Genomic DNA, 20,013 nt, shown 5'->3' on the forward strand with positions numbered 1-20,013 from the left:
AGTTTATATATTATTGTATATAAAATATGATTACAAAATTAAGTCTTTATTGTAAAAATGCAGACGATTATAAATGATTGTAGAATTTTCCACAATAAGTGGTTTTAAAAAATAGTAGGTGATAATATGAATAATCATTCAATGAGTTCCATTAACTGGAGTGAAAAAGTTAAAATCCTAGATGAAAATATCAGACAGGAGATGGGAATTGAAGAGGAAAATGAAGCAAAGCATATTCTCATTAAAGTCCAAACCCAATCTGCTGAAACCATCGAGCCAGCGTTCATAGTAGGAGAGGATGATACTTTTCTAGATTTATTTGTTCTATCTCCACAAGGATCAAGTATTGTTTCCACTGCAGTATTGAAAAGCAACATTCAAAGTGTTGGTGTTATTGGTGGTGTGTCTACTGAAAAAGTGGATGCATCTGAAGTTAAAAAAACACCAATGATTGATGATGCAAGTTCTTTGTATCAATAGCATGAACTGGTATGACATTTAGCATGTTTCCACAGTAATTCATTTTTTTAAATACCTCTAAAAAATATGAAATTAAACATTTCATAGGATAATTATAAAGCATGCTTATTTCAGCCAGATTCTTCTTTAAAATCTGTGGAACACATGCTTTGAATGTTCTAACTATGAATAAATTTTTTCCGTTGTGTATTGAACCTAATTTTTTATATTCAATTAACTAAACTATAAATAGTGAGAAAAATGCGAAATGTAAAACTATCAAGTATTGCAGATATTTACTCAGGTCTTTCATATAGGCGCTATTTGGATGAAGAGGGGGTAAATTATGATGTTGTCGTTCAAAGGTCAATAAAAGGTGATGGCATCATAGATGATTTTGAAGAGGTTAAACTTAAAAATAATCTAAAAGAAAGATTCTTTTCAAAATCAGGAGATGTGTTGATGAAGATGTCTTATCCATTCGACGTAGTCCAAATAAATCAGGAAGGAATTGTGATAAGTGATAGGGTAGCTATTATAAGACTTAAACCTAATTTTGATTCTGCATTCATAGCACACTTACTCACTAATGCTCATGTAAAAAAACAGCTCCATCAAAGCGGAAGAACAGAAAAAATTTCACACATGTCTATCAAGGAAATTAAAGAAATTAGTCTTAATATTCCAGATTACAGCGTACAGGTAAAATATGGGAATCTTTTAAATACTATTGATGAAAAGATTGCACAGGATTTAAGGGTAGTTGATTATGACAGACGCCTAAAGGAAGGAATTTTAAATAATATTTGGTGTGATATAGATGATTAAACACAAGAATTCATCAAACTATGAAATTTTTAAAAATCTACGTACTAAGCTTAGGCAGTTTAATCATTCTAGAGAAGTTTCATATATTTTAATATTCGCATTTTTTTATAAATATTGTTCTGATTCGCTTAAAGATTATCTTTTAAGTGTTATTGAAGATAAAGAAATTACATTTGATGAGACTTTTATGGATCCTTATTATACCGAAGTTTTTAGAAATGATGCCTTTAAGATGTTTGGTTATTATATTAACAAGCCAGAGGCATACATTGATGAGGTAATTAACACACAATACAACGAAAGTTTTTTTATTTCTTCATTTTTTAAAGCTTTCAGCGAAAATATTGAATTTGAGACAGATTCAAATTATGAAAAGTATTTTAAATTTGTATTCGATGCTTTTGAAAAGGAAGTTCATGTTGACAAAATGGAATATGACAGAGAATACTACTTGATTTATAAGGACTTAATCTATTTAATCTCTAAACTTGAAATTTATGAAGATGAATTCTCATTTGTAGAAATTTTTAATCGATTATGTCAATCAAGACATATTTATGTAGACTGTGATTCGGATTATATTAATTATATTTTAGTGGAGCTTGTTTATGCAAGTAAATCATCTCCAATGGAGGTGTATAATCCATTTTTAAAGGATGGATCTTCTTTAATTTCTTTGGCTGATAAATTCCCGTTTAATTTTGGTAATTCCTATGGAATGGAACATGACACAATTACATATTGTGTTTGCATAATTAAGCTTTTCATGAATTATTTTGATTTGGATAATGTGTTTTTAGAATTTGGAAATGCAGTTGAATCAGTTGATATTGATGGTCCATATTACGATGTTGTAATGTCTAAAATACCTCAAATTGGTGTTTGGAAATCAAAAATAGCCAGTAAAACTCAGACTAAAGATTTTGCTAAAATGAATAACCGGAGAAAATTAGAAGATGTATTGTATGAAAACTTTAATGTTTCCTTTGATGAAGAACAATGTTATGATGCTTTAGATGTCCTACTTGATAATATTAAGATAATGCCTCAGAAATCCAGTTTTGGAGGAGAGTATGAATCTCTTAAAGATAGTGAATATTTATTTTTAATTAACTTAATAAATTGTCTTAAAAAAGATGGAATAATGGTTGTTGCAATTCCTCAAAGTTTTTTATTTAAAAATTCACTATATCTACTTAGAAAATATTTGATTTTTGAATGCAATTATATAGATACTATAATAAGTATTCCGAATTATTTGGGAAGAACTAATGCTCCTGAAATCATTTGTATATTTAAGAAGGATAAAATGAATGACAATATATTATTCGTTGATTCGTCACAAAGTTTTAAAACTAAGAAAACTTCATCTACATTCCATGGAATGTTTAAACGTAATTTGATACCATCTGATGAAACAATCGAAAAGCTCATTGATGTTTATTTAAATAAAAAAATAATTGATAAATATTCAAATGTTGTTAATATTTCAGATATTGCGGATAATGAGTTTAATTTATCTGTTTCAAGATATGTTGATACTTTTGAAGGGGAATTTATTGATTTAAAAGATTTAGCTCATGAAAAAGAGGAAATTACTTCAAATATTAAAAAATTAAATAAAAAAATCGATGAAATGATGGATGAACTGGACTTAAGGTTTTATTAAACATGTTACTATCATTTTTATAATTTTTTTTAATAGTTATTACTTAAGTTCCAAAAGAAGTGTTATTTTAGTTAATGTATGATTTTAAAATAAGAAAAAGAGTAGATTTATAATCTACTAATTTTAATTAAAGATTCAACAGGTATACCTTCAATTTCAGAAAGTCCTGCTTTATCAATAAGTACGGTAACACAAGTTGGTTTTCCACCTAAGTCTTTTACTGTATGAATAGCTTCTTTTACGGTTTTTCCACTTGTAATTACGTCATCTACAATAACAACTTTTTTGCCTTCAACAGTTCCAAAGTTAGTACTTATTGCACCTTCATCGTCAGTTGAGTCTATATTTTTCCTGTGTTTATTTGGGTGGAAAATAGCTATTGAAGTGTCAACTCCAGACATGTCTTCAATTAAATCTGCCATTACTGTTGCAAATGGCACTCCACTTACTGCAATACCTACGACAGTGTCTGCTTCCCCGTGGGATAATGCCATATCACTTAATGCACCTGAAACATAACTTAAACGGGTGGAATTTCCACCGATGCTTTTCCAATTAATAGCAAAGTCTACTGGTGCTTCGGTTTTTTCTTCTGCTTTTTGAAGGGTTAACCATCTAGCAGTATCCATACTTACATTAAGTTCATCTGCGATTTCACCGGTTGTAAAACCATGTTGTCTTAATTCTTGTGCTTTTGCGATTAATTTTCCTTTCACACTATCACCTAATTATAATTCATCAAAGCTAATTGGTTTGTGTTCTTTAGATGATCTGTTTGCTGCAATAACCATTTTAAGTGCTTTTAATCCGTCTTCACCAGTAATTTCTGGTTCACTACATGTTGCCACAGCATTTAAGAATGATGCTAATTCACCTTTTAGAGGTTCTTCATGTTTGATTTCTATATCTTGGGCAAATTTACCAAAGACTTCGATGCTTTGTTGGATATAGTCTACAGATATGATTCCTGCTGTACCTGTAAGTTCTAATTCTCTGCGTTTGTATGGAGTTAACCAATTAACTTCAATAATTCCAGTTGCTTCATTATCAAAACTAACCATAATTTCAGCATGATCTTCAAAATCACAGTCATCTAATATACTGTTCATAGTACCATAAACTTGTGTGACTTCTTCTTCAAATAAATAGTTTAAAATATCTAAATCATGGATAGCTAAATCAATTGACACACCAACGTCTTTAATCCTTGGTGGTAGTGGACCTACTCTTTTTGCAAATCCAGTTACAATATCTCCAATTACTCCATCATCAATAAGTTCTTTAGCTTTTTTAACTGCAGGGTTGAATCTTTCAACATGACCTGTTGCTAGTAATACTCCTGCTTCTTTAGCAGCTGCAATCATTTCTTCAGCTTCTTCTAAGGTAAACGCAATTGGTTTTTCAACCAAAACATGTTTTCCATGTTTTATTGCTTCCATTACTGCTGCATGGTGGAATGTAGTTGGAACACATACGCTCACTGCTTCTATTTCTGGATTTTCAAGTAATTCGGAATATTCAGTGTATCCTTTAGCACCATATTTTTTTTCAATTTTTTTAAGTGCTCTTTCACTTACATCACTTACAGCGACTAAATTTGCTTCTTCCATTTTGTTATAGACACGAACATGGTTTTCACCCATTGCACCTACTCCAATAACTCCTACGTTAACAGTTCTCAAATTAATTCCTCCGTTTAAACATAATTTTGGAAATGTTCGCCGATGCGCCTGCCAAGTTCAACCGCATCTTTAATGGAACCTTTCTTAGTTTCCTCTTCAAGGATTTCGCCTTGTTTGGTTAATAAAATTGAATACAATTTAAATTCTTTATTATCTACACTAGCAATGGCTCCAATAGGCCATTGACAGCCAACACCGAGTTCTTCTAAAATCATTTTTTCAGCAAGTACTTCTTGCATTGAAGTATAATCGTTTAACTTTTGAATGATTTTTTTTTTATCAGAGTCTTTTCTAGTGATGATTGCAAGTGCCCCTTGACCAGCAGGTGGGGTAATGTAATCAATTGGGAATACTTCTTTAATGTATTTTGTAAGATTTAATCTTTTAAGGCCGGCTTCGGCCATGATTGTTGCATCCAAATCACTATTGAGTGTTTTGTTAATTCTAGTCTCAATATTTCCCCTGATAGGTTTAAGTTCAAATTCTTTTTCATAACGATTACAGAATGCTTCCCTTCTAAGACTGCTTGTTCCAAGTTTAGATCCTGGTCCAAGCTCTGCCCAGGTTTTTGAGGATATAAGTACTTCATTTGGAGATTCACGTTTTGGAACTGCAACAATTTCTAAATCTTCATTTAGTTCAGTTGGTAAATCTTTAAAACTGTGAACTGTAAAATCCACTTCTTCTTCTAAAAGGGCAATATCAAGTTCTTTTGTGAACAATCCTTTTGAATCTATATTATATAATTGAGAAGTAGTAATTTTATCTCCTTTGGTCTTAATAATTTCTAAATCAATAGCTTCACCCGTTATTTTTTCTAACCAAGCACATACTTGTTTAGTTTGAGCTAAAGCTAATTGACTTCCTCTTGTTCCAACAATCATTTATTATCTCCAATCTTTTAAAATTAATTGTATAATTTTATGTTATTACATTGTTAATTTTTGAATGTAATAATTATTAAATGTTTATACAAATATCTAAAATTTAAGGTTAAATTCATCTTTGTTTTAATTTTCTATAATCTGAACGATAAATAAAAAGAAGATTTTTATTACTTTTTAATGCAATATCATAGATTTCATTATAATCTTTAATCAATTGGCATTTATTAGACATTTTTTTATAAATTGAACTACCTACGTCTCCAGTTAAAATAATATCGCAATTTTGATTGTCTAGAAATTCGCTAACTTTTTTCTCATCAATTTCTTCGCATGTTATTCCATAATCTCCGCCAATGACAATTAAATAATCATTAAAATCACTTATCATGTTTATTGATTCTTCAATTGCTTTGGTATTAATTCCAGGATTGATTTCTTCAATTATTGTAATGTTTTCGATTTGTTTTTTATTTGTTCGTCCAGGAATTCCTTTGTAGTTTTGAATTCCATTAATGATTTTATTCTTAGGAATTTCCAAGCTTAATGCAGTCAATATTGCTCCTAAAACATTGCTTATATTATGTTTTCCAGGTGCAAAGGCACTCAAAGAAAGTTTTCCTGAAATTGCATTGTCATTTATAGTTTTAACATTATTGTATGTGATGTCCATTGTGGTTTCATCTAATGTGTATGTGACATTATTTAAATATAAATTTGAGTTTTTATCCGTTAGGGAAAATGTGTTAACTTTATCGTGTGCTATATCTTGGTAGTATGTGTCATATGCTTCTTTTTGGCAAACTACTGTATTGCATCTAAACACTTGTTTTTTAGCTTTACTTGCACTACTTTTTGATTTTCCAATTGGATAATCTTCAACAATATTCAATAATACTCCAACATCTCCAATGCCACTTACTCCAAGTGATGATTCAAAAATGGCTGAATTATATCTTCTTAGATTTTCACTTTCAACAATACCATCAGCAATCTTACAAATAGGATTAGCTATTTTATATGCAAGATCAATTGTTTCTTTAATATTTGCAGGGGTTATTGAAATATTGCGTTTTAGCATGATTCTATTTCTGTCTTCAAAAAGCATGGCTCCAAGGCTTGATAAAATTAAAGGATTTTCATCAGCCAGGATTTCTTTAAGTAGAAAAACGGTAGATGTCTTACCTTTGACTCCTGTCACTTCAATTTTTGGAAAATCATTCCCCCAATCTTTTAAAAGCTCACAGATAATTTCATGATGTGTTTGAAAAGTATAATTCAGATTGGGATTGTGTATAGTAATATCTTTAAATCTTAGGGGCATATGGATAGGGTAGATTATATTCATATCTCCCCTAAATTCTGCAAGGGCATTTAACTGTATTAAATCCACATTGTAAATATGAAGCATTTTAGCATCAATATCGTTTAATGTGTTGTAAAGGTCATATGCAAGTATATTTTTCCCCTCTTTTGCAAGACTAATTGCAATTTTGACTCCTCCATGAGTCATGTCAATAACAAGATGATTCATTATTTGCACCTTGAAGTTTTAGGGATTCCCCCTTCACTTAATTTGTCTTTAACCTTTTCATAGAAATATTTGGTTGAAGTACGGATAAAGTAAGCGCTTTTATCTGACTTTTTAAATTTGATTTCTTCTTCATAGTCTGCTTCTTCATTGATTTGACCATCAATAACAAATACTGCAGTTTTACCTTTTTTAAGCAATTTCACGGTAATTTCACTGCTGTCTGATACTACGAAAGGTCTTGCTCCAAGTTTATAAGGACAAATTGGAATGATTACGAATCCTGCAACTTTAGGATCAACGATTGGTCCTCCTGCAGACATTGCATAGGCTGTTGACCCGCTTGGTGTTGAAATGATTAGTCCATCAGCTCTTACTTCTTCAATTATTTCTCCATCAACCTGTATTTCGAAATGCATCATTTTTGCAGGTTTATTTGTCATTATAACTACTTCATTCATCACACTATATTGATGATTTTCGTGTGAAACCACAAGTCTGCTTCTTTTCTCTTTATAATAATCTCCTTTTAAAATAGAATTTAGAGCTTCAAATGTGTATGGAGCTTCTATTTCAGTTAAAAATCCAACTGTGCCCATGTTAATTCCAAACAATGGAATTTCAGGATTCAATTTTCCTTGTGCTCTTAGTAGTGTTCCATCTCCTCCAAGAATAACTGCCATATCACAATCGAAGTCAGATTCTTTTTCGGATAATTGATTAAAATCGATTTTTAAATTGATGTCTTCAAAGAAATCAGCTATTTCAGGATAGTTTTCCTTAATTTCATTTATTATTTTATTTATTTCTGGATTTTCTTTTAGTTTATTCAATTCATGAGCCAATCTTTCTTCAATTATAACTTCACGGCCATTTGTTAATAGGTAGTCAATGATTTTTGCAGCAAATAGAATTGGTCTTGTTTGATCTATTCTGGATATTATACCTACTTTCCCGATGAAATCTGTCTGGTTGTCATTTAGGATATCAATCATCTGTTTATGGAGTATCTTGTTGTTTGCAGCTACGACAACTGTTTTTTCATAGATACTTAATATGTTGTTGAGTTTTTGACCGTACTTGTTTGTAATAATACATCCTGCTTCTTCAAGAATAAGTTTTGATGCAGCAATATCTATTATTCTGCTTCCTCTAAGGTCAATAAATGCATCATATCTTCCACTGGCAACGTATGATAATTCTAAAACTACACTTCCAAGAACTCTCATACGGCGAGCAGTATCAACCAGTTTAGAAGCTTGGGATGTACCACTTTTGGTAAATCCTCCAAGTGTCATGTTACTTATATTTATAATATCACTAGGGGATACCTTTTCATTATTTAATAATGATCCTTTACCTTTTTCTGCTTCAAAAAAGTTACCATTAGCAAAATTACTTATGAAACCAAGTTCAACATCATTTAAAGTTGCAAGGCGTCCTTGATTAACGCTAGCGATAGCTATTGAAATTCCAAAAGCAGGAATTTCTTTAATTGCGTTGTTGGTTCCGTCAACCGGATCAACTAAAAATATGAATTTTGGAGTTTCTTCTTTTGTTAAGTCGGTACGTCTAAGTTCATCAGTAAGTTTAATACTTCTTTTAGTTCCACGGCCAAGTTTCAACTCTCCGATTTCTTCACTAACAATGTAGGATAATACTGGTGCATTTTTTAAGATGTTTATCATTTTGTCTTCAGCAATTGTGTCAATCAATGATGTTGGGGTTCCATCAGCACCTATTTTTACTTTCTCTCCGGATTCTGGTTTTCCTACATATGGTCTAATTGCTCTTGAAACTTCACGAATAATTTCGTATGCTAAATCAGTTGCAATTTGTTTGTCTTTTGCATCCATGCTTATCACTCTACTATTTCATCTTTTAAATAAACGACTGATGCAACGACTGATGCGATTTTGCGAACAGTTGTTGTAGATGATTCAATGATTAAATCTTTTATTTCAACTCCTCGCTTTTCCATCATGTAGTTGACCATCATTTTTGCCTTTTCGATAAGGTCATTTGGATTTTCGTTAACTCCGGTTGTTTCCACAACACATCCTAATTCTTCACCAATAGCTACTGCAACTACTGCAGTTATTTCATCGCCGGGGTTATCTGAGGTTATTTCGGATAATACACAGTTTACCATAGCACCTGCTTTGAGTTTAGGTAACTTATTGATTTCAGCATTGCCTGCAAGCATGCTGGATACTTTGATTAAGTTCACATCACCGATTCCTGCATTGGTTAAGGCATTATCGAATGCATTTAATTTACTTGGACCTTCATCCTTTCCAGATACAATAGCTATTTTCATTTTATCACTTATCTTAAATTTGTATGTTATATTAAATAAATATTTAAATGATAAAAAAGTAATTAGAATTTAGGTGTGCCTAATGATTTTTAATAAGTCTTTATCAATAATTTTATCATCATGTTTTTTCATGTTACTTATGATGATTGTGTCTTCAATTGTGGCTTTATTTTTTAATGGAGGATCTATTCCATATATTGGTATTGTTTTTGTTATAATTTTTTATTATGTAGCTAGAATGTTCTATAATTATCTAAGAAACGATGAGTTATATAAGAACAATAGGAATCATTCCAGTGATGTTCCAGGTGAAGAATATATGATTAAAGGACCAAGGGACAACAAAAAGATTTTTCTGGTTGTTTGGGTTATTGTTCTTTTGATTTTAGCTGTTGTTTCTTTATGGTTGTATTCATATAATATTGGGTTAATTTAATTTTTTTTAAAAAAAATTTTAATCGGTAAATTGGTTGATTTAGCGAATAGTTTATATAAAATGGAAAAGATAATTTATTTTAATCTAATAATATTCCTTATTATATAGATTAAAAACCGGTTTTTATTTATGGAGGAAAAATTATATGTCAACAAAAGTTGTAGAGATTAAAACATTAAAAGTTGGAAAGTACATTGTTTTAGGCGGAGAAGCTTGTAAGATTATCAGTTATACTACTTCATCTCCTGGTAAACACGGAGCTGCAAAGGCAAGGATTGAAGCAGTTGGTGTTTTCGATAACCAAAAAAGAAGTTTAGTTAAACCAGTAGATAACAAAGTAGATATTCCTATCATCGATAAAAGATTAGGACAAGTTATTTCTATTCAAGGAGCTAATGTTCAATTAATGGACATGGAAAACTATGATACTATTGATTTACCAATGCCTGAAGATTTAAAAGACTCTATCGTTGAAGGTATTGAAGTAGAGTACATTGTTGCTTTAGGAAATATGAAAATAATGAGGACAAGAGGATCTAACTAGATTCTTTTCTCTTATTTATTTTTCCTTTTAAAGATTATTTATGCTTTTAAATACATATGAACCATGGAAATTTGCATTTTCTAGTGAAAATGAAAATATTAAAAAAAATTCATTTGGGATAATCGGAGTTCCCTTTGATAGTACTACTTCTTATCACTCCGGTGCACGTTTAGGACCAATTGTTGTAAGAGAAGCTTCATTTGGTTTTGAAAAATATAATACTATTTTTAATAAAGAATTGAATACTGTGTTTTATGATTTGGGGGATGTTAATGTCATTCCTGGAAACTGTAAAAAAACATGTGAAATCATTGAAGATACAGTAAATGAATTATCTGAATTGAAAATTAAGCCAATTTTGATTGGAGGAGAACATTCCTTATCTATTGGAGCTATTAAAGCATTGTCTGAAAAATATGAAAAATTAACAGTAATTCATTTTGATGCTCACAGAGATCTTGCCTTCGAGTTCATTGAGGAGAAATACTCTCATGCAACTGTTATGAGAAGATGTCATGAATTTGGTATTAATTTAGTTCAAATTGGAATTAGATCATCATCTATAGAAGAGGAAGAGTTTGTAAAATCAACTTATAATATTCAAACATTTAAAAATAATGATGTTCACAAGCATATGGATGCAATTGAATATTATTTGACAAACATTGATGGCCCTATTTATATTTCAATAGATATGGATGTAATTGATCCGTCAATAGCTCCTAGTGTCGGAAATCCAACTCCAGATGGTTTATTTATTTCAGAAATCGAAACATTGCTTGAGACATTGTCCCGTAAAAATGTTGTAGGTTTTGATGTTGTCGAAACTGCAAGCGATAGATTAGGTGATGTTACTGCTATTGTTGCAGCTAAGTTAATTTATGATTTTTTAACATTAATTGGTTAAGTTGGAGTATATTGTTTTTAATTAAATATAATATTTTGAGATATGCTGTTATCAGAAGTTATATTTTTCTTAAAAATTAGTCTTTATATTCATGTTCTACTTTATCAAGGTAATATTTACCTTTATCAGTAATGGCATAAAACCTGTATCGTTTATCTTTTTCATTAAGACATTCTACTAATCTGCTTCTTTTAATGTCTTTAAATATTTGGATATATGATTGCTGTTATCATCAATCTCTTTACTAATTTTTGAGGGGATTTTATCTTCTTTTTCTAGAGATTTTAGAACTTTAATTCTTTTTTTAGAACGTGCTAGTAAAGAAATAATGCTTATGTCATCTTTTTGATTCATATTTTTGAATTTAAATTTTAGCTATTTAATAGATATCTACATGATAATAGCATGCTAATAGCAATGTTTATATTATGTGGTTAATATAATTAATAGCACAAGATATTGAGGTCATAATTTTTAAACAAAATCTATTTAATTTTATTAATTCTCATTGAGATGTTAATGGGAAAGATAATAAGTGGCCTTAAGATAATTTGTTTTAATCCGTTTAGATTTAAATAGGTGATAAAATGTTAGTTCGTAATTTAGATTTTCTATCAATCCCAAAAGAGTTTTCTAAAGTGGAAATTGATATTTATGACAATAAATCAATTGCTTTAGTTTATCTTGAAAATAAAGGATATTCATTAATTTTAAAAAATGAGGGTAATATTGATTCTGTATTTTTACTTAAGACAGATATTCTTCCAAATAATGTTAATGATCACTCTGACAGAGAAGAGTTCATTAATGTCATTAAAATGCTGTTAAACAATATTTACAGTGTTTCAGATATAAAAGAATATGAAAAACAACACCAAGAGTATGTATTTTTAAGATTAATGGACATGTTGAATGAGGGAGATGAAGTAGAAAAGATTAATGAAGAAAATTCTCAAATATACAGGGACATTGAAAGGGGATTTATGAAATTGGAATTAGATGTTATGGATAACAAAATCAATGCTTTAAATAGTTCCATCTGATGTTTCAGTAATTGGATTTTTACTGTTAAAAATATTGAGGAGAATAAAATTAAATGTTCTATAAATTAAGTAGAGGTTAAATCATGGTCAAATGTAATAATTGTGGGGTTAATGTTTCAGATGATTTGGAATATTGTCCAAATTGTGGAAATAATCTTGCTAGTAGTGATGAAAGTCAAAGTTTATCCGAGTGCAATGTTAACATACGATGTAGTAACTGTGGTGCTGAAGTAAATTCTAATAATGAGTTTTGCCCTTCTTGTGGTAATAAACTCGAAAACGAAGATAAAAATTTAAAATGTGAGAATTGTGGGGCAGAATTACATGAAAATGATTTGTTTTGTAAAATATGTGGTTCTAAGGTAAGTTTTTCAAAAAAGGTAATTCAAACAAAAGTATGCTCAAATTGTGGTAGCAAAATAGAAGATAATGTTGAGTTTTGCCCAGAATGTGGAAATAATATACGTACTGGTGTAAAAACAATACATGAACACGATGTTGCTTCTTCTGAAAATAAAATTAATTTGGAAAGCATTATAAAGACATCCATAATGGCTTTAATTGTATCCATAATTATATCTGTTATAGGATTGTTCATTGGTTTTTCATGGGTCTCATTTATATTAGCTATTATTTTGTCTGTAGGATTTTTTGCTGGAATTACTGATAATGAAGTCAATGCATCAATATCAGGTTTATTTGTTGGATTCGTATTAGGTATTTTGGAGAATCCATTAGTTGAATTTAGCTATGGTATACTTGCTGCAGTATTTTATAGAGGATTATTTGGTAGTCAATTAATTGTTTTGATGATTTTGGGTGTTATTGTAGCTTATATCTCAAACAGATTTTTAAAAAAAACAATTGAGAGTATTATCATTAAATTCAAAACTATCTTTTAATCTTTTTTCTTTTTTTTAAAATTATAACAATACCATTAAATATCACCAAATCCAAATTTATAATATTAACTAAAAAATGGAGCATATTGTTATGAATAAAAGAACTATTGAGCTTTCAGGCCATATTATTGATTCATTGACTTTAACTAAAACAATGGGTATAATTATGGATAAAGGCGGAGAATTTGACATATTAGAAATTGATGTTGGACGTAAAAAATCAGATGTAAGTCATGCAAAAATTGAAGTTTCAGCAGATTCTCCAGAATTATTAGAATCTATATTAGATGAATTATCTGTACTTGGTGCATCAATTGATGAAATCAAAGAAGTCAATCTTGTTGCATCTGTTAAAGATAAAGTTGCTCCTGAAGGTTTTTATTCATCATCTAATCATACAACTCATATTTTCTATGATGGGAACTGGATTCCTGTTGAAGAAATTGAAATGGACTGTTTAGTTGTTGTTGATGAAGATGAAAAACGTGCTTTTGTAAAACCTATTGCTGATATTAAAGCTGGAGATAAAATTGTTGTTGGTCTTGATGGAGTTAAAGTTACTCCTCCACACAGATCAAGGGATGAACAACAGGTATTTGAATTTATGAACAGTGAAGTATCTTCTGAAAAACCTTTAATGAACTTGATTAATGGTATTGCAGATGAAATGAAAGAAATCAAGGCTAAAGGTGGAAAAATAGGTATTGTAGGAGGGCCAGCTATTGTACACACAGGTTCTGGTAAATACTTAGCAGCACTCATAAAAGAAGGATATATTGATGTTATAATGGCAGGTAATGCACTTGCAACTCATGATATTGAATCCAACTTATACGGTACTTCTTTAGGTATTGAAGTTGAAACTGGTAAAATTGTGGCTCATGGTCACACTCACCACATGAGAGCAATTAACAAGATTAATCGTTCAGGTTCAATTAAAAATGCAGTTGAAGATGGAACTTTAACTGGTGGAATTATGTATGAATGTATTAAAAACGATGTTCCATATGTTCTCGCGGGTTCAATTCGTGATGATGGTCCACTTCCTGATGTTATAACTGATACTGCAGAGTCACAAAAGTTAATGAGACATTATGCTCAAGAAGTTGATATGGTAATTATGATTGCAACAATGCTTCATTCTATCGCAACTGGTAATCTCCTACCTTCCAGAGTAAAAAGTATATGTGTAGATATTAATCCATCTACAGTTACTAAACTATCTGATAGGGGAAGTGCTCAAGTTGTCGGTATCGTAACTGATATTGGAACATTTTTACCACTTCTTTATGATTCATTACACAAGGAATGAAAATGAAATTCACTGGGCATATTCTTGATGTGTTGACTGATTCAGTATATCCTGCAAGAATCACTATTGCTGAGGGTGTTTTTAAGGAAATCACACCAATAAGTGTTAGTGAAGAAACTAAACTTGATGTCGATGGAATAATTCTTCCAGGATTTATTGATTCACACATTCATATTGAAAGCACCATGCTTACTCCAGCTCAATTTGCAAAAGTTGCTGTAATGCATGGGACTACTTCTGTTATTTGTGATCCTCATGAAATAGCTAATGTTTGTGGAATTGATGGTATTGAATTCATGATTGAAAATGCAAATAATGTTCCATTTAATTTTTATTTTTCCGCTCCTTCATGTGTTCCAGCTACTCTATTTGAAACATCAGGAGCTATTTTATCTTCTGAGGATATTGAATTTTTATTAAAAAAGGATGAAATTGTAGCATTGGGTGAAATGATGAATTTCCCTGGTGTTATTAATGGTGATGAGGAAGTCATAAAGAAATTGGAATTGGCAAGAAAATATAAAAAGCCAATTGACGGTCATGCACCATTACTTTCAGGTGAAGAATTGGATAAATACTTAAAGCAAGATATAGTCACTGACCATGAATGCAGTAGTTTCACTGAAGCTATTGAAAAAAAGCAGAAAGGTATGAAAATAATGGTACGTGATGGGTCTTCTGCTAAAAATATGGAAGCTCTTTTTGATTTTTCACAACGTATTGAATACTTGAGAAATCAGGATAGTTTTGGTATGATTCCACCTGAGGTTTTAGAAAGAAAAATCCACTCACCGATTTTTGATTTTATTGTAAGTGATGACAAGCACCCTACCGATTTGATTGAAGGTCATTTAAATAAATCTATTAAAAAAGCAGCAGAATTGGGCGTTGATATTATAAAAGCCATTGAAATGGTTACAATAAATCCTGCAATGCATTATGGACTGGGGGTAGGGTCAATTGTACCTGGTTCAAAAGCAGATTTTGTTGTAATAGATAATCTGGATGATTTTAATATTTTAAAAACATATATTGCAGGTGAATGTGTCTTTGATGGTGAAAATGTTTTATTTGATGTTCCTGAAGTTGATGTGGAAAATTCAATCAAAACAGATAAAAAGACAGTAGATGACTTTGAAATTTACTTTGATGGAGATGAATGTGAAGTCAATATAATTGAATGTCATGATGGTGAATTGATAACAACCAAATCCAGTGCAAATTTAGAAGTTGTAAATGGTGTGGTCATGCCTGATGTTCATGAAGATATATTAAAAATATCTGTTGTAGAAAGATATGGTGGAAACAGGATAAGTAATGCTTTTATTAAAGGATTTGGTCTTAAAAAAGGAGCTATTGCATCATCAGTAGCACATGATTCTCATAATATTATTGTTATTGGATATGACTCAAAAATGATGGCAAAAGCTGTAAATACTATAATTGAAAATAAGGGGGGACTTGCAATAGCAAGCGAAGACTTTAACGAATCTCTATCACTTCCTATTGCAGGGCTTATGAGTAATGATGATGCATTTGATGTAGCAAGTAAATTGGATACTTTACATAAAATGTCCTATGCATTAGGATGTAAACTTGGCTCTCCATTCATGACAATGGCATTTATGGCATTATTGGTTATTCCTTCTCTCAAGATTTCAGATTTGGGATTGTTCGATGGGGACTCATTTGAGTTTATTGAAGTTATTAAAAATCAAGGTTCGTAACCTTTTTTTATTAATTCTTTTTTTATTTCACTCATAGCTTTCATGTCTTCTGTATAGCCTACTTTTGTAACCACTCGATTTGCTTCTTTAAATCTTTTAAGATATTCTTCTTTTTTATCTTCCCCAACCTTGTCAAAACGAGTCAGATTAATCAAGGAGTCAATAACATAACTAAATCCTCGATTAATTGCTTTAGTAGGTTTTTTTATTATTAAGTGTGTTACTTTTGATTTAATAATCATAGCAGCATTTGTTTTTCTAATCGGATCACTTTGTGTTACAGCTTCTTTTAAGCTAATTACCTCGCATTTAAAATAAGCATCTGCACATTTTAGGGAGTTATCTTCACTAAAATAATCCTGAGGTAAGTTTCCAATGGTTGATGATGTAAATAGCTTTGGGTTGTGGGTAATATTTACAACAAACTCGCCCTGTGATATGATATTGTTTAGTGTATGACTCCCTTTGAAAATACGATTTAAAATTTTATCTTCACCAGCATAAAGCACACCAATCGGTGCTGCATTTTTAACATTCTCACAATCATTTGTTGTAATGATTGTTTCGTATTGTCTTCCTTTTTCCATTCCAATTAAAGCTAAATCTATTTCCATGTTATCATTCAAAGTTTTATTAAAAAACATTTTTATATATTAATAAACAATATATTAATAATATTATTTATTTTTAGGTGTTTAAACATGAACTATAAAATGTATGATGAAATGATGGAGCAACCAGAATCTCTCAGTAAAACTTTTGAATCTGAGTTATCTAAAATGGAAGAAGTTTCCAAATTAGTTTCTGATGTGGATAAAGTATATTTAATTGGTTGTGGTAGTTCAATTTCAACTTGTTATAGTGTACGTGATGCAATTCGCATGTCCAGTACTAATATTAATATAGAGGTGTTTACTGGTTATGAATTATATTACAATAAGAAATTAGTTAAAAATGAAAACTCTCTTGCGATATTCACATCTCAATCAGGTGAAACAGCTGATACATTATCATCTCTTAGGAGATGCAATGATTTTGGAATTCATACAGTATCAATTTCAAATGAACCTGAAAGTTCCATGACTAAAGAAGCTATTACTTCAATTATTACTAGATGTGAAACTGAAACTGCAATTTTAGGTACTAAAACTTATATTACTCAATTAGCATGTCTTTATCAAATTTTGTTTGCAGCTAGTGATTATGAATATAAAACAGAATTATTAGCACAGTTACATGATATGCCTAAAATTATAGGGAAATTATTGGAATCAACTGAAGAGGAAAACAAATCTTTAGCTCAGAGATTTAAAGATGATGATATATTCTATTGTTTGGGTAGTGGTCCTAATTTCGGTCTTGCGTATAAATTAGCAATGACTATGCTTATGGAAGGAGCAATTAAACATGCTTGTCCATTATATTCTGCTGAATTTAGACATGGGTTAATTGAACGTGCTGAAAAAGATGTTCCAGCTATATTTTTAAGATCAGGACTGGAATCTGATGAAATCACAGATAAAGCTATTGAATTTTCTAAAAATTTAGAATTGAAATATATCGTATATGATTTTGATGATTATGTTGGATTAGATAAGCTATTATCTCCATTTATATTAGTAATTCCATTAGAATGGTTTATATATTATTTAGCACATTTCAATGGTGAAGATCCAGGTGCAACAAGACATATTGGTAAGGTCAGATATTAATTTTTTTTAAAATAAAAAAAGAGAAAAATGTAGAGTTTATTCTACATTTACTTTATGTTTTGGTATGATTAATTTTGGAAGAGTTATTTTAACGATTCCGTTTGTGAATTTTGCAGTAACTTTTTCAATGTCAATACTGTTAGTGAATCTTACAGTTTTAACACATTTACCAGATTTAATAGCAGAAGAAATTACTTCAGCTTCATCTTCTTCAAACTCTTCAATGTATGGTTTGAATGTGGTTTCAATAGTAATATCATTGTCACCTGCTTCAATTGAAACTTCTTCTTTTTTAACACCAGGAACTGCTGCTTTGATGAAATATGTGTCTTTGGTTTCTACAAGGTCAATGTCTATAGTTTGAACAGTTGATCTTTTGTATTCTGTGTATCTTTCATCTGCAGTTTTTTGCATATTTTTAATTGCATCTTTGAAATCATCAACACTTTTGTATAAATCGTTAATTACATTATCTGCAATGTTTTTTCCTTTTTCTTTTCTTTCGTTGATTTTATCTTTTGTTTCTTCTCTTTTTTCGTTTATTTTTTCTTTTGTTTCTTCTTTTTTTTCATCGAATTTTTCTTTTTTTTCACTAAATTCAGCATCAATTGTTTCAGTGTCTACCATATTTTTCACACTCCTTTTATTGACGATTTATGTCATTATTGTGTTAATAGTTATTGTTTGTTAGTATATAAATTTAACTATTAATTACCTAAAGTTACTAAAAGCTCACCTTAATAATATTCATCATCAGGTTCTTCTTCAGGCATACGGTCTATTTTCTTAATTTTGTCAATTTTAGCATTGATTTTTTCTATTCCTTCGCCTTCTATTGCAGATATGAAAATTGAATTTTCATCATCAATATACTCTTTAAGGTATTCTGTATCTTCAATTAAATCCATTTTATTAAACAAACAGACTACAGGGATTTCTGAAAAGATCTTTTCGATTTGTTTTAAAAGATTGAATTGATTGTCTAAGTGGAATCCACATGTCTCAGAAGCATCAAAAATAAATAATATTGCATCAGCTAAGTGTTCTAATGCGACAATAGCATTCATTTCAATATCATTCATTTCTAAGACAGGTCTGTCAAGTAATCCAGGAGTATCAATGATTTGGATACTTTTCCAGTGTCTTTCAGTATGACCAATCTGTATACCCTTTGTTGTAAATGGATAATTTGCAACTTGAGGATCTGCTCCAGTAATTTGTCTGAGTAATGTTGATTTACCTACATTTGGGAAACCAGCAATAACAATTGTGGTTGCATCAAAATCAATTGTTGGCATATTTCTTAAGTTTTGTTTTGCAAAGTCTAGGAAATCCAAATCTTTTTTGATTTTGTTCACAACAGATGCAATTCTTCCATAAGCTTGTTTTTGAATAGCTGTTGCTCTTTCAGAAGGATTTTTTCTAATTTTTGAACCATATTCCTTTTCAAGTTGGGTTATGATACCATATGCCCAATTAAGAGCACCTAATGCTTGTTTCATATCATCCACACCAACTGTAATATCAATATAATCTTGATAAAATGGATGTAAGCTTTCAATTTCAGGAACTGCATCTAAAATTGATTTTAATTTGTCTTTAATAACTTGGCATGAAGTTACTACTCTTCTTTCTTCAATTCTTTTACCTTTTAAGTGTTTAGGTATTTTTTGACCTCTCATTAAGTCTGCTTGTTTTTTACCTCTACTGAATCCTTTATCAAGTAATTCTTGCGGCGTAGGTATTGTTGGAATCATCATTTTAATCACTTTAAATATCCGTTATTTATATTTTTTCTTTCTCAACAGTTTATAATATAGTTTAGATTTGGTTAGTTAATTAAATTTATGGGTATTTTGGGAGGTTTCATTAAGAGGGGATATGTTTTATAAATGAAAATTAGTTTTTTTTAATATTATTCTTTATGTTGTCAGACAAGTATTGTGATGTTATATTGATTTTTTTATATCAATAACTAATCCTGTTTACTAAAAAAATTATGAAGAACTCATATTGCTTAAAATAGTAAAATAAAATTTTAAAAAATAGTTAAATAT

General features: G+C 30.1%; 21 protein-coding genes. 11 read left to right on the forward strand and 10 right to left on the reverse strand.

The window, feature by feature from the left end; all coding sequences use genetic code 11:
* Positions 1-126: 126 nt before the first annotated feature.
* The 3 genes from ACR0P1_RS04690 to ACR0P1_RS04700 all read left to right on the forward strand — a co-directional run bounded on the left by ACR0P1_RS04690 (position 127) and on the right by ACR0P1_RS04700 (position 2,956).
* On the forward strand, positions 127-480 hold the full coding sequence (locus ACR0P1_RS04690; RefSeq protein ID WP_432645257.1) for a hypothetical protein: 354 nt from the start codon (positions 127-129) through the stop codon (positions 478-480).
* A gap of 240 nt (positions 481-720) precedes the next feature.
* Entirely contained in the window at positions 721-1,287 is a 567-nt protein-coding gene (locus ACR0P1_RS04695) for a restriction endonuclease subunit S (RefSeq protein ID WP_432645258.1), read from the forward strand.
* The gene (locus ACR0P1_RS04700; protein ID WP_432645259.1) at positions 1,280-2,956 is read left to right on the forward strand and encodes an N-6 DNA methylase; all 1,677 of its coding nucleotides are present in this window, start codon (positions 1,280-1,282) and stop codon (positions 2,954-2,956) included. Before ACR0P1_RS04695 ends, ACR0P1_RS04700 begins: the two co-directional genes overlap by 8 nt.
* 107 nt (positions 2,957-3,063) lie before the next feature.
* Here ACR0P1_RS04700 and ACR0P1_RS04705 read toward each other — a convergent pair whose 3' ends face one another.
* The 6 genes from ACR0P1_RS04705 to ACR0P1_RS04730 all read right to left on the reverse strand — a co-directional run bounded on the left by ACR0P1_RS04705 (position 3,064) and on the right by ACR0P1_RS04730 (position 9,373).
* Complete coding sequence (locus ACR0P1_RS04705) at positions 3,064-3,672, reverse strand: orotate phosphoribosyltransferase-like protein (protein WP_432645260.1); 609 nt, start codon at positions 3,670-3,672, stop codon at positions 3,064-3,066.
* A 12-nt stretch (positions 3,673-3,684) separates the two neighbouring features.
* Entirely contained in the window at positions 3,685-4,638 is a 954-nt protein-coding gene (locus ACR0P1_RS04710; protein WP_432645261.1) for a Gfo/Idh/MocA family oxidoreductase, read from the reverse strand.
* 14 nt (positions 4,639-4,652) lie between these two features.
* Positions 4,653-5,522: a hydroxymethylbilane synthase gene (hemC, locus tag ACR0P1_RS04715; protein ID WP_432645262.1), complete on the reverse strand. Its 870-nt coding sequence runs from the start codon at positions 5,520-5,522 to the stop codon at positions 4,653-4,655.
* A gap of 115 nt (positions 5,523-5,637) precedes the next feature.
* Entirely contained in the window at positions 5,638-7,056 is a 1,419-nt protein-coding gene (gene cfbE, locus ACR0P1_RS04720) for a coenzyme F430 synthase (RefSeq protein ID WP_432645264.1), read from the reverse strand.
* Entirely contained in the window at positions 7,056-8,909 is a 1,854-nt protein-coding gene (locus tag ACR0P1_RS04725) for a bifunctional NADP phosphatase/NAD kinase (protein WP_432645265.1), read from the reverse strand. The genes cfbE and ACR0P1_RS04725 overlap by 1 nt, the downstream gene beginning before the upstream one ends.
* Before the next feature lie 5 nt (positions 8,910-8,914).
* Positions 8,915-9,373: a pyruvoyl-dependent arginine decarboxylase gene (locus ACR0P1_RS04730; RefSeq protein ID WP_432645266.1), complete on the reverse strand. Its 459-nt coding sequence runs from the start codon at positions 9,371-9,373 to the stop codon at positions 8,915-8,917.
* Positions 9,374-9,455: 82 nt separating this feature from the next.
* On the opposite strand from ACR0P1_RS04730, the gene ACR0P1_RS04735 reads away from it, so the two are divergent.
* From ACR0P1_RS04735 to speB, 3 genes are all read left to right on the forward strand, one after another.
* A complete protein-coding gene (locus tag ACR0P1_RS04735) occupies positions 9,456-9,809 on the forward strand; it encodes a hypothetical protein (RefSeq protein WP_432645267.1) in 354 nt (117 codons plus the stop codon).
* A gap of 145 nt (positions 9,810-9,954) precedes the next feature.
* A complete protein-coding gene (locus ACR0P1_RS04740; RefSeq protein ID WP_432645268.1) occupies positions 9,955-10,353 on the forward strand; it encodes a translation initiation factor IF-5A in 399 nt (132 codons plus the stop codon).
* Positions 10,354-10,393: 40 nt separating this feature from the next.
* Positions 10,394-11,260, forward strand: coding sequence for an agmatinase (gene speB, locus ACR0P1_RS04745; protein ID WP_432645269.1), 867 nt, complete (start codon positions 10,394-10,396; stop codon positions 11,258-11,260).
* A gap of 177 nt (positions 11,261-11,437) precedes the next feature.
* Here speB and ACR0P1_RS04750 read toward each other — a convergent pair whose 3' ends face one another.
* Positions 11,438-11,614 carry a hypothetical protein gene (locus tag ACR0P1_RS04750; RefSeq protein ID WP_432645270.1) on the reverse strand — a complete coding sequence of 59 codons (177 nt, stop codon included), beginning with the start codon at positions 11,612-11,614 and terminating at the stop codon, positions 11,438-11,440.
* A gap of 233 nt (positions 11,615-11,847) precedes the next feature.
* Between ACR0P1_RS04750 and ACR0P1_RS04755 the strand changes: the two genes are divergently transcribed.
* The 4 genes from ACR0P1_RS04755 to ade all read left to right on the forward strand — a co-directional run bounded on the left by ACR0P1_RS04755 (position 11,848) and on the right by ade (position 16,244).
* Positions 11,848-12,303, forward strand: a complete 456-nt coding sequence (locus tag ACR0P1_RS04755) for a hypothetical protein (protein ID WP_432645271.1) — start codon at positions 11,848-11,850, stop codon at positions 12,301-12,303.
* Between the two features lie 83 nt (positions 12,304-12,386).
* Positions 12,387-13,205: a zinc-ribbon domain-containing protein gene (locus tag ACR0P1_RS04760; RefSeq protein ID WP_432645272.1), complete on the forward strand. Its 819-nt coding sequence runs from the start codon at positions 12,387-12,389 to the stop codon at positions 13,203-13,205.
* A gap of 91 nt (positions 13,206-13,296) precedes the next feature.
* Positions 13,297-14,517, forward strand: a complete 1,221-nt coding sequence (locus ACR0P1_RS04765) for a TIGR00300 family protein (protein ID WP_432645273.1) — start codon at positions 13,297-13,299, stop codon at positions 14,515-14,517.
* A 2-nt stretch (positions 14,518-14,519) separates the two neighbouring features.
* Positions 14,520-16,244, forward strand: a complete 1,725-nt coding sequence (gene ade, locus ACR0P1_RS04770; RefSeq protein ID WP_432645274.1) for an adenine deaminase — start codon at positions 14,520-14,522, stop codon at positions 16,242-16,244.
* On the opposite strand, the gene ACR0P1_RS04775 is transcribed toward ade, so the two are convergent.
* Complete coding sequence (locus ACR0P1_RS04775) at positions 16,232-16,858, reverse strand: DUF447 domain-containing protein (RefSeq protein ID WP_432645275.1); 627 nt, start codon at positions 16,856-16,858, stop codon at positions 16,232-16,234. The genes ade and ACR0P1_RS04775 overlap by 13 nt on opposite strands.
* An 87-nt stretch (positions 16,859-16,945) precedes the next feature.
* Here ACR0P1_RS04775 and ACR0P1_RS04780 point away from each other — a divergent pair, with 87 nt between their 5' ends.
* Complete coding sequence (locus ACR0P1_RS04780; protein WP_432645276.1) at positions 16,946-17,956, forward strand: SIS domain-containing protein; 1,011 nt, start codon at positions 16,946-16,948, stop codon at positions 17,954-17,956.
* A gap of 36 nt (positions 17,957-17,992) precedes the next feature.
* On the opposite strand, the gene ACR0P1_RS04785 is transcribed toward ACR0P1_RS04780, so the two are convergent.
* Both ACR0P1_RS04785 and ACR0P1_RS04790 read right to left on the reverse strand, forming a co-directional pair.
* Complete coding sequence (locus ACR0P1_RS04785) at positions 17,993-18,583, reverse strand: Hsp20/alpha crystallin family protein (protein ID WP_432645278.1); 591 nt, start codon at positions 18,581-18,583, stop codon at positions 17,993-17,995.
* Between the two features lie 110 nt (positions 18,584-18,693).
* On the reverse strand, positions 18,694-19,716 hold the full coding sequence (locus ACR0P1_RS04790) for an NOG1 family protein (protein WP_432645279.1): 1,023 nt from the start codon (positions 19,714-19,716) through the stop codon (positions 18,694-18,696).
* Positions 19,717-20,013: the final 297 nt, after the last annotated feature.

The sequence above is a fragment of the Methanobrevibacter sp. genome (genome assembly GCF_050872065.1).
In the GTDB taxonomy this organism is placed as follows: domain Archaea; phylum Methanobacteriota; class Methanobacteria; order Methanobacteriales; family Methanobacteriaceae; genus Methanocatella.

Bases quoted from the DNA above. Each gene is read 5' to 3' on its own strand.
- ACR0P1_RS04760 (WP_432645272.1), top strand. From the start codon at position 12,387: ATGGTCAAATGTAATAATTGTGGGGTTAATGTTTCAGATGATTTGGAA.
- ACR0P1_RS04690 (WP_432645257.1), top strand. From the start codon at position 127: ATGAATAATCATTCAATGAGTTCCATTAACTGGAGTGAAAAAGTTAAA.
- ACR0P1_RS04730 (WP_432645266.1), bottom strand. From the start codon at position 9,373: ATGAAAATAGCTATTGTATCTGGAAAGGATGAAGGTCCAAGTAAATTA.
- ACR0P1_RS04765 (WP_432645273.1), top strand. From the start codon at position 13,297: ATGAATAAAAGAACTATTGAGCTTTCAGGCCATATTATTGATTCATTG.
- hemC (WP_432645262.1), bottom strand. From the start codon at position 5,522: ATGATTGTTGGAACAAGAGGAAGTCAATTAGCTTTAGCTCAAACTAAA.
- ACR0P1_RS04695 (WP_432645258.1), top strand. From the start codon at position 721: ATGCGAAATGTAAAACTATCAAGTATTGCAGATATTTACTCAGGTCTT.
- speB (WP_432645269.1), top strand. From the start codon at position 10,394: ATGCTTTTAAATACATATGAACCATGGAAATTTGCATTTTCTAGTGAA.
- ACR0P1_RS04750 (WP_432645270.1), bottom strand. From the start codon at position 11,614: ATGAATCAAAAAGATGACATAAGCATTATTTCTTTACTAGCACGTTCT.
- ACR0P1_RS04785 (WP_432645278.1), bottom strand. From the start codon at position 18,583: ATGGTAGACACTGAAACAATTGATGCTGAATTTAGTGAAAAAAAAGAA.
- ACR0P1_RS04780 (WP_432645276.1), top strand. From the start codon at position 16,946: ATGAACTATAAAATGTATGATGAAATGATGGAGCAACCAGAATCTCTC.
- ade (WP_432645274.1), top strand. From the start codon at position 14,520: ATGAAATTCACTGGGCATATTCTTGATGTGTTGACTGATTCAGTATAT.
- cfbE (WP_432645264.1), bottom strand. From the start codon at position 7,056: ATGAATCATCTTGTTATTGACATGACTCATGGAGGAGTCAAAATTGCA.
- ACR0P1_RS04735 (WP_432645267.1), top strand. From the start codon at position 9,456: ATGATTTTTAATAAGTCTTTATCAATAATTTTATCATCATGTTTTTTC.
- ACR0P1_RS04755 (WP_432645271.1), top strand. From the start codon at position 11,848: ATGTTAGTTCGTAATTTAGATTTTCTATCAATCCCAAAAGAGTTTTCT.
- ACR0P1_RS04790 (WP_432645279.1), bottom strand. From the start codon at position 19,716: ATGATGATTCCAACAATACCTACGCCGCAAGAATTACTTGATAAAGGA.
- ACR0P1_RS04700 (WP_432645259.1), top strand. From the start codon at position 1,280: ATGATTAAACACAAGAATTCATCAAACTATGAAATTTTTAAAAATCTA.
- ACR0P1_RS04740 (WP_432645268.1), top strand. From the start codon at position 9,955: ATGTCAACAAAAGTTGTAGAGATTAAAACATTAAAAGTTGGAAAGTAC.
- ACR0P1_RS04775 (WP_432645275.1), bottom strand. From the start codon at position 16,858: ATGGAAATAGATTTAGCTTTAATTGGAATGGAAAAAGGAAGACAATAC.
- ACR0P1_RS04725 (WP_432645265.1), bottom strand. From the start codon at position 8,909: ATGGATGCAAAAGACAAACAAATTGCAACTGATTTAGCATACGAAATT.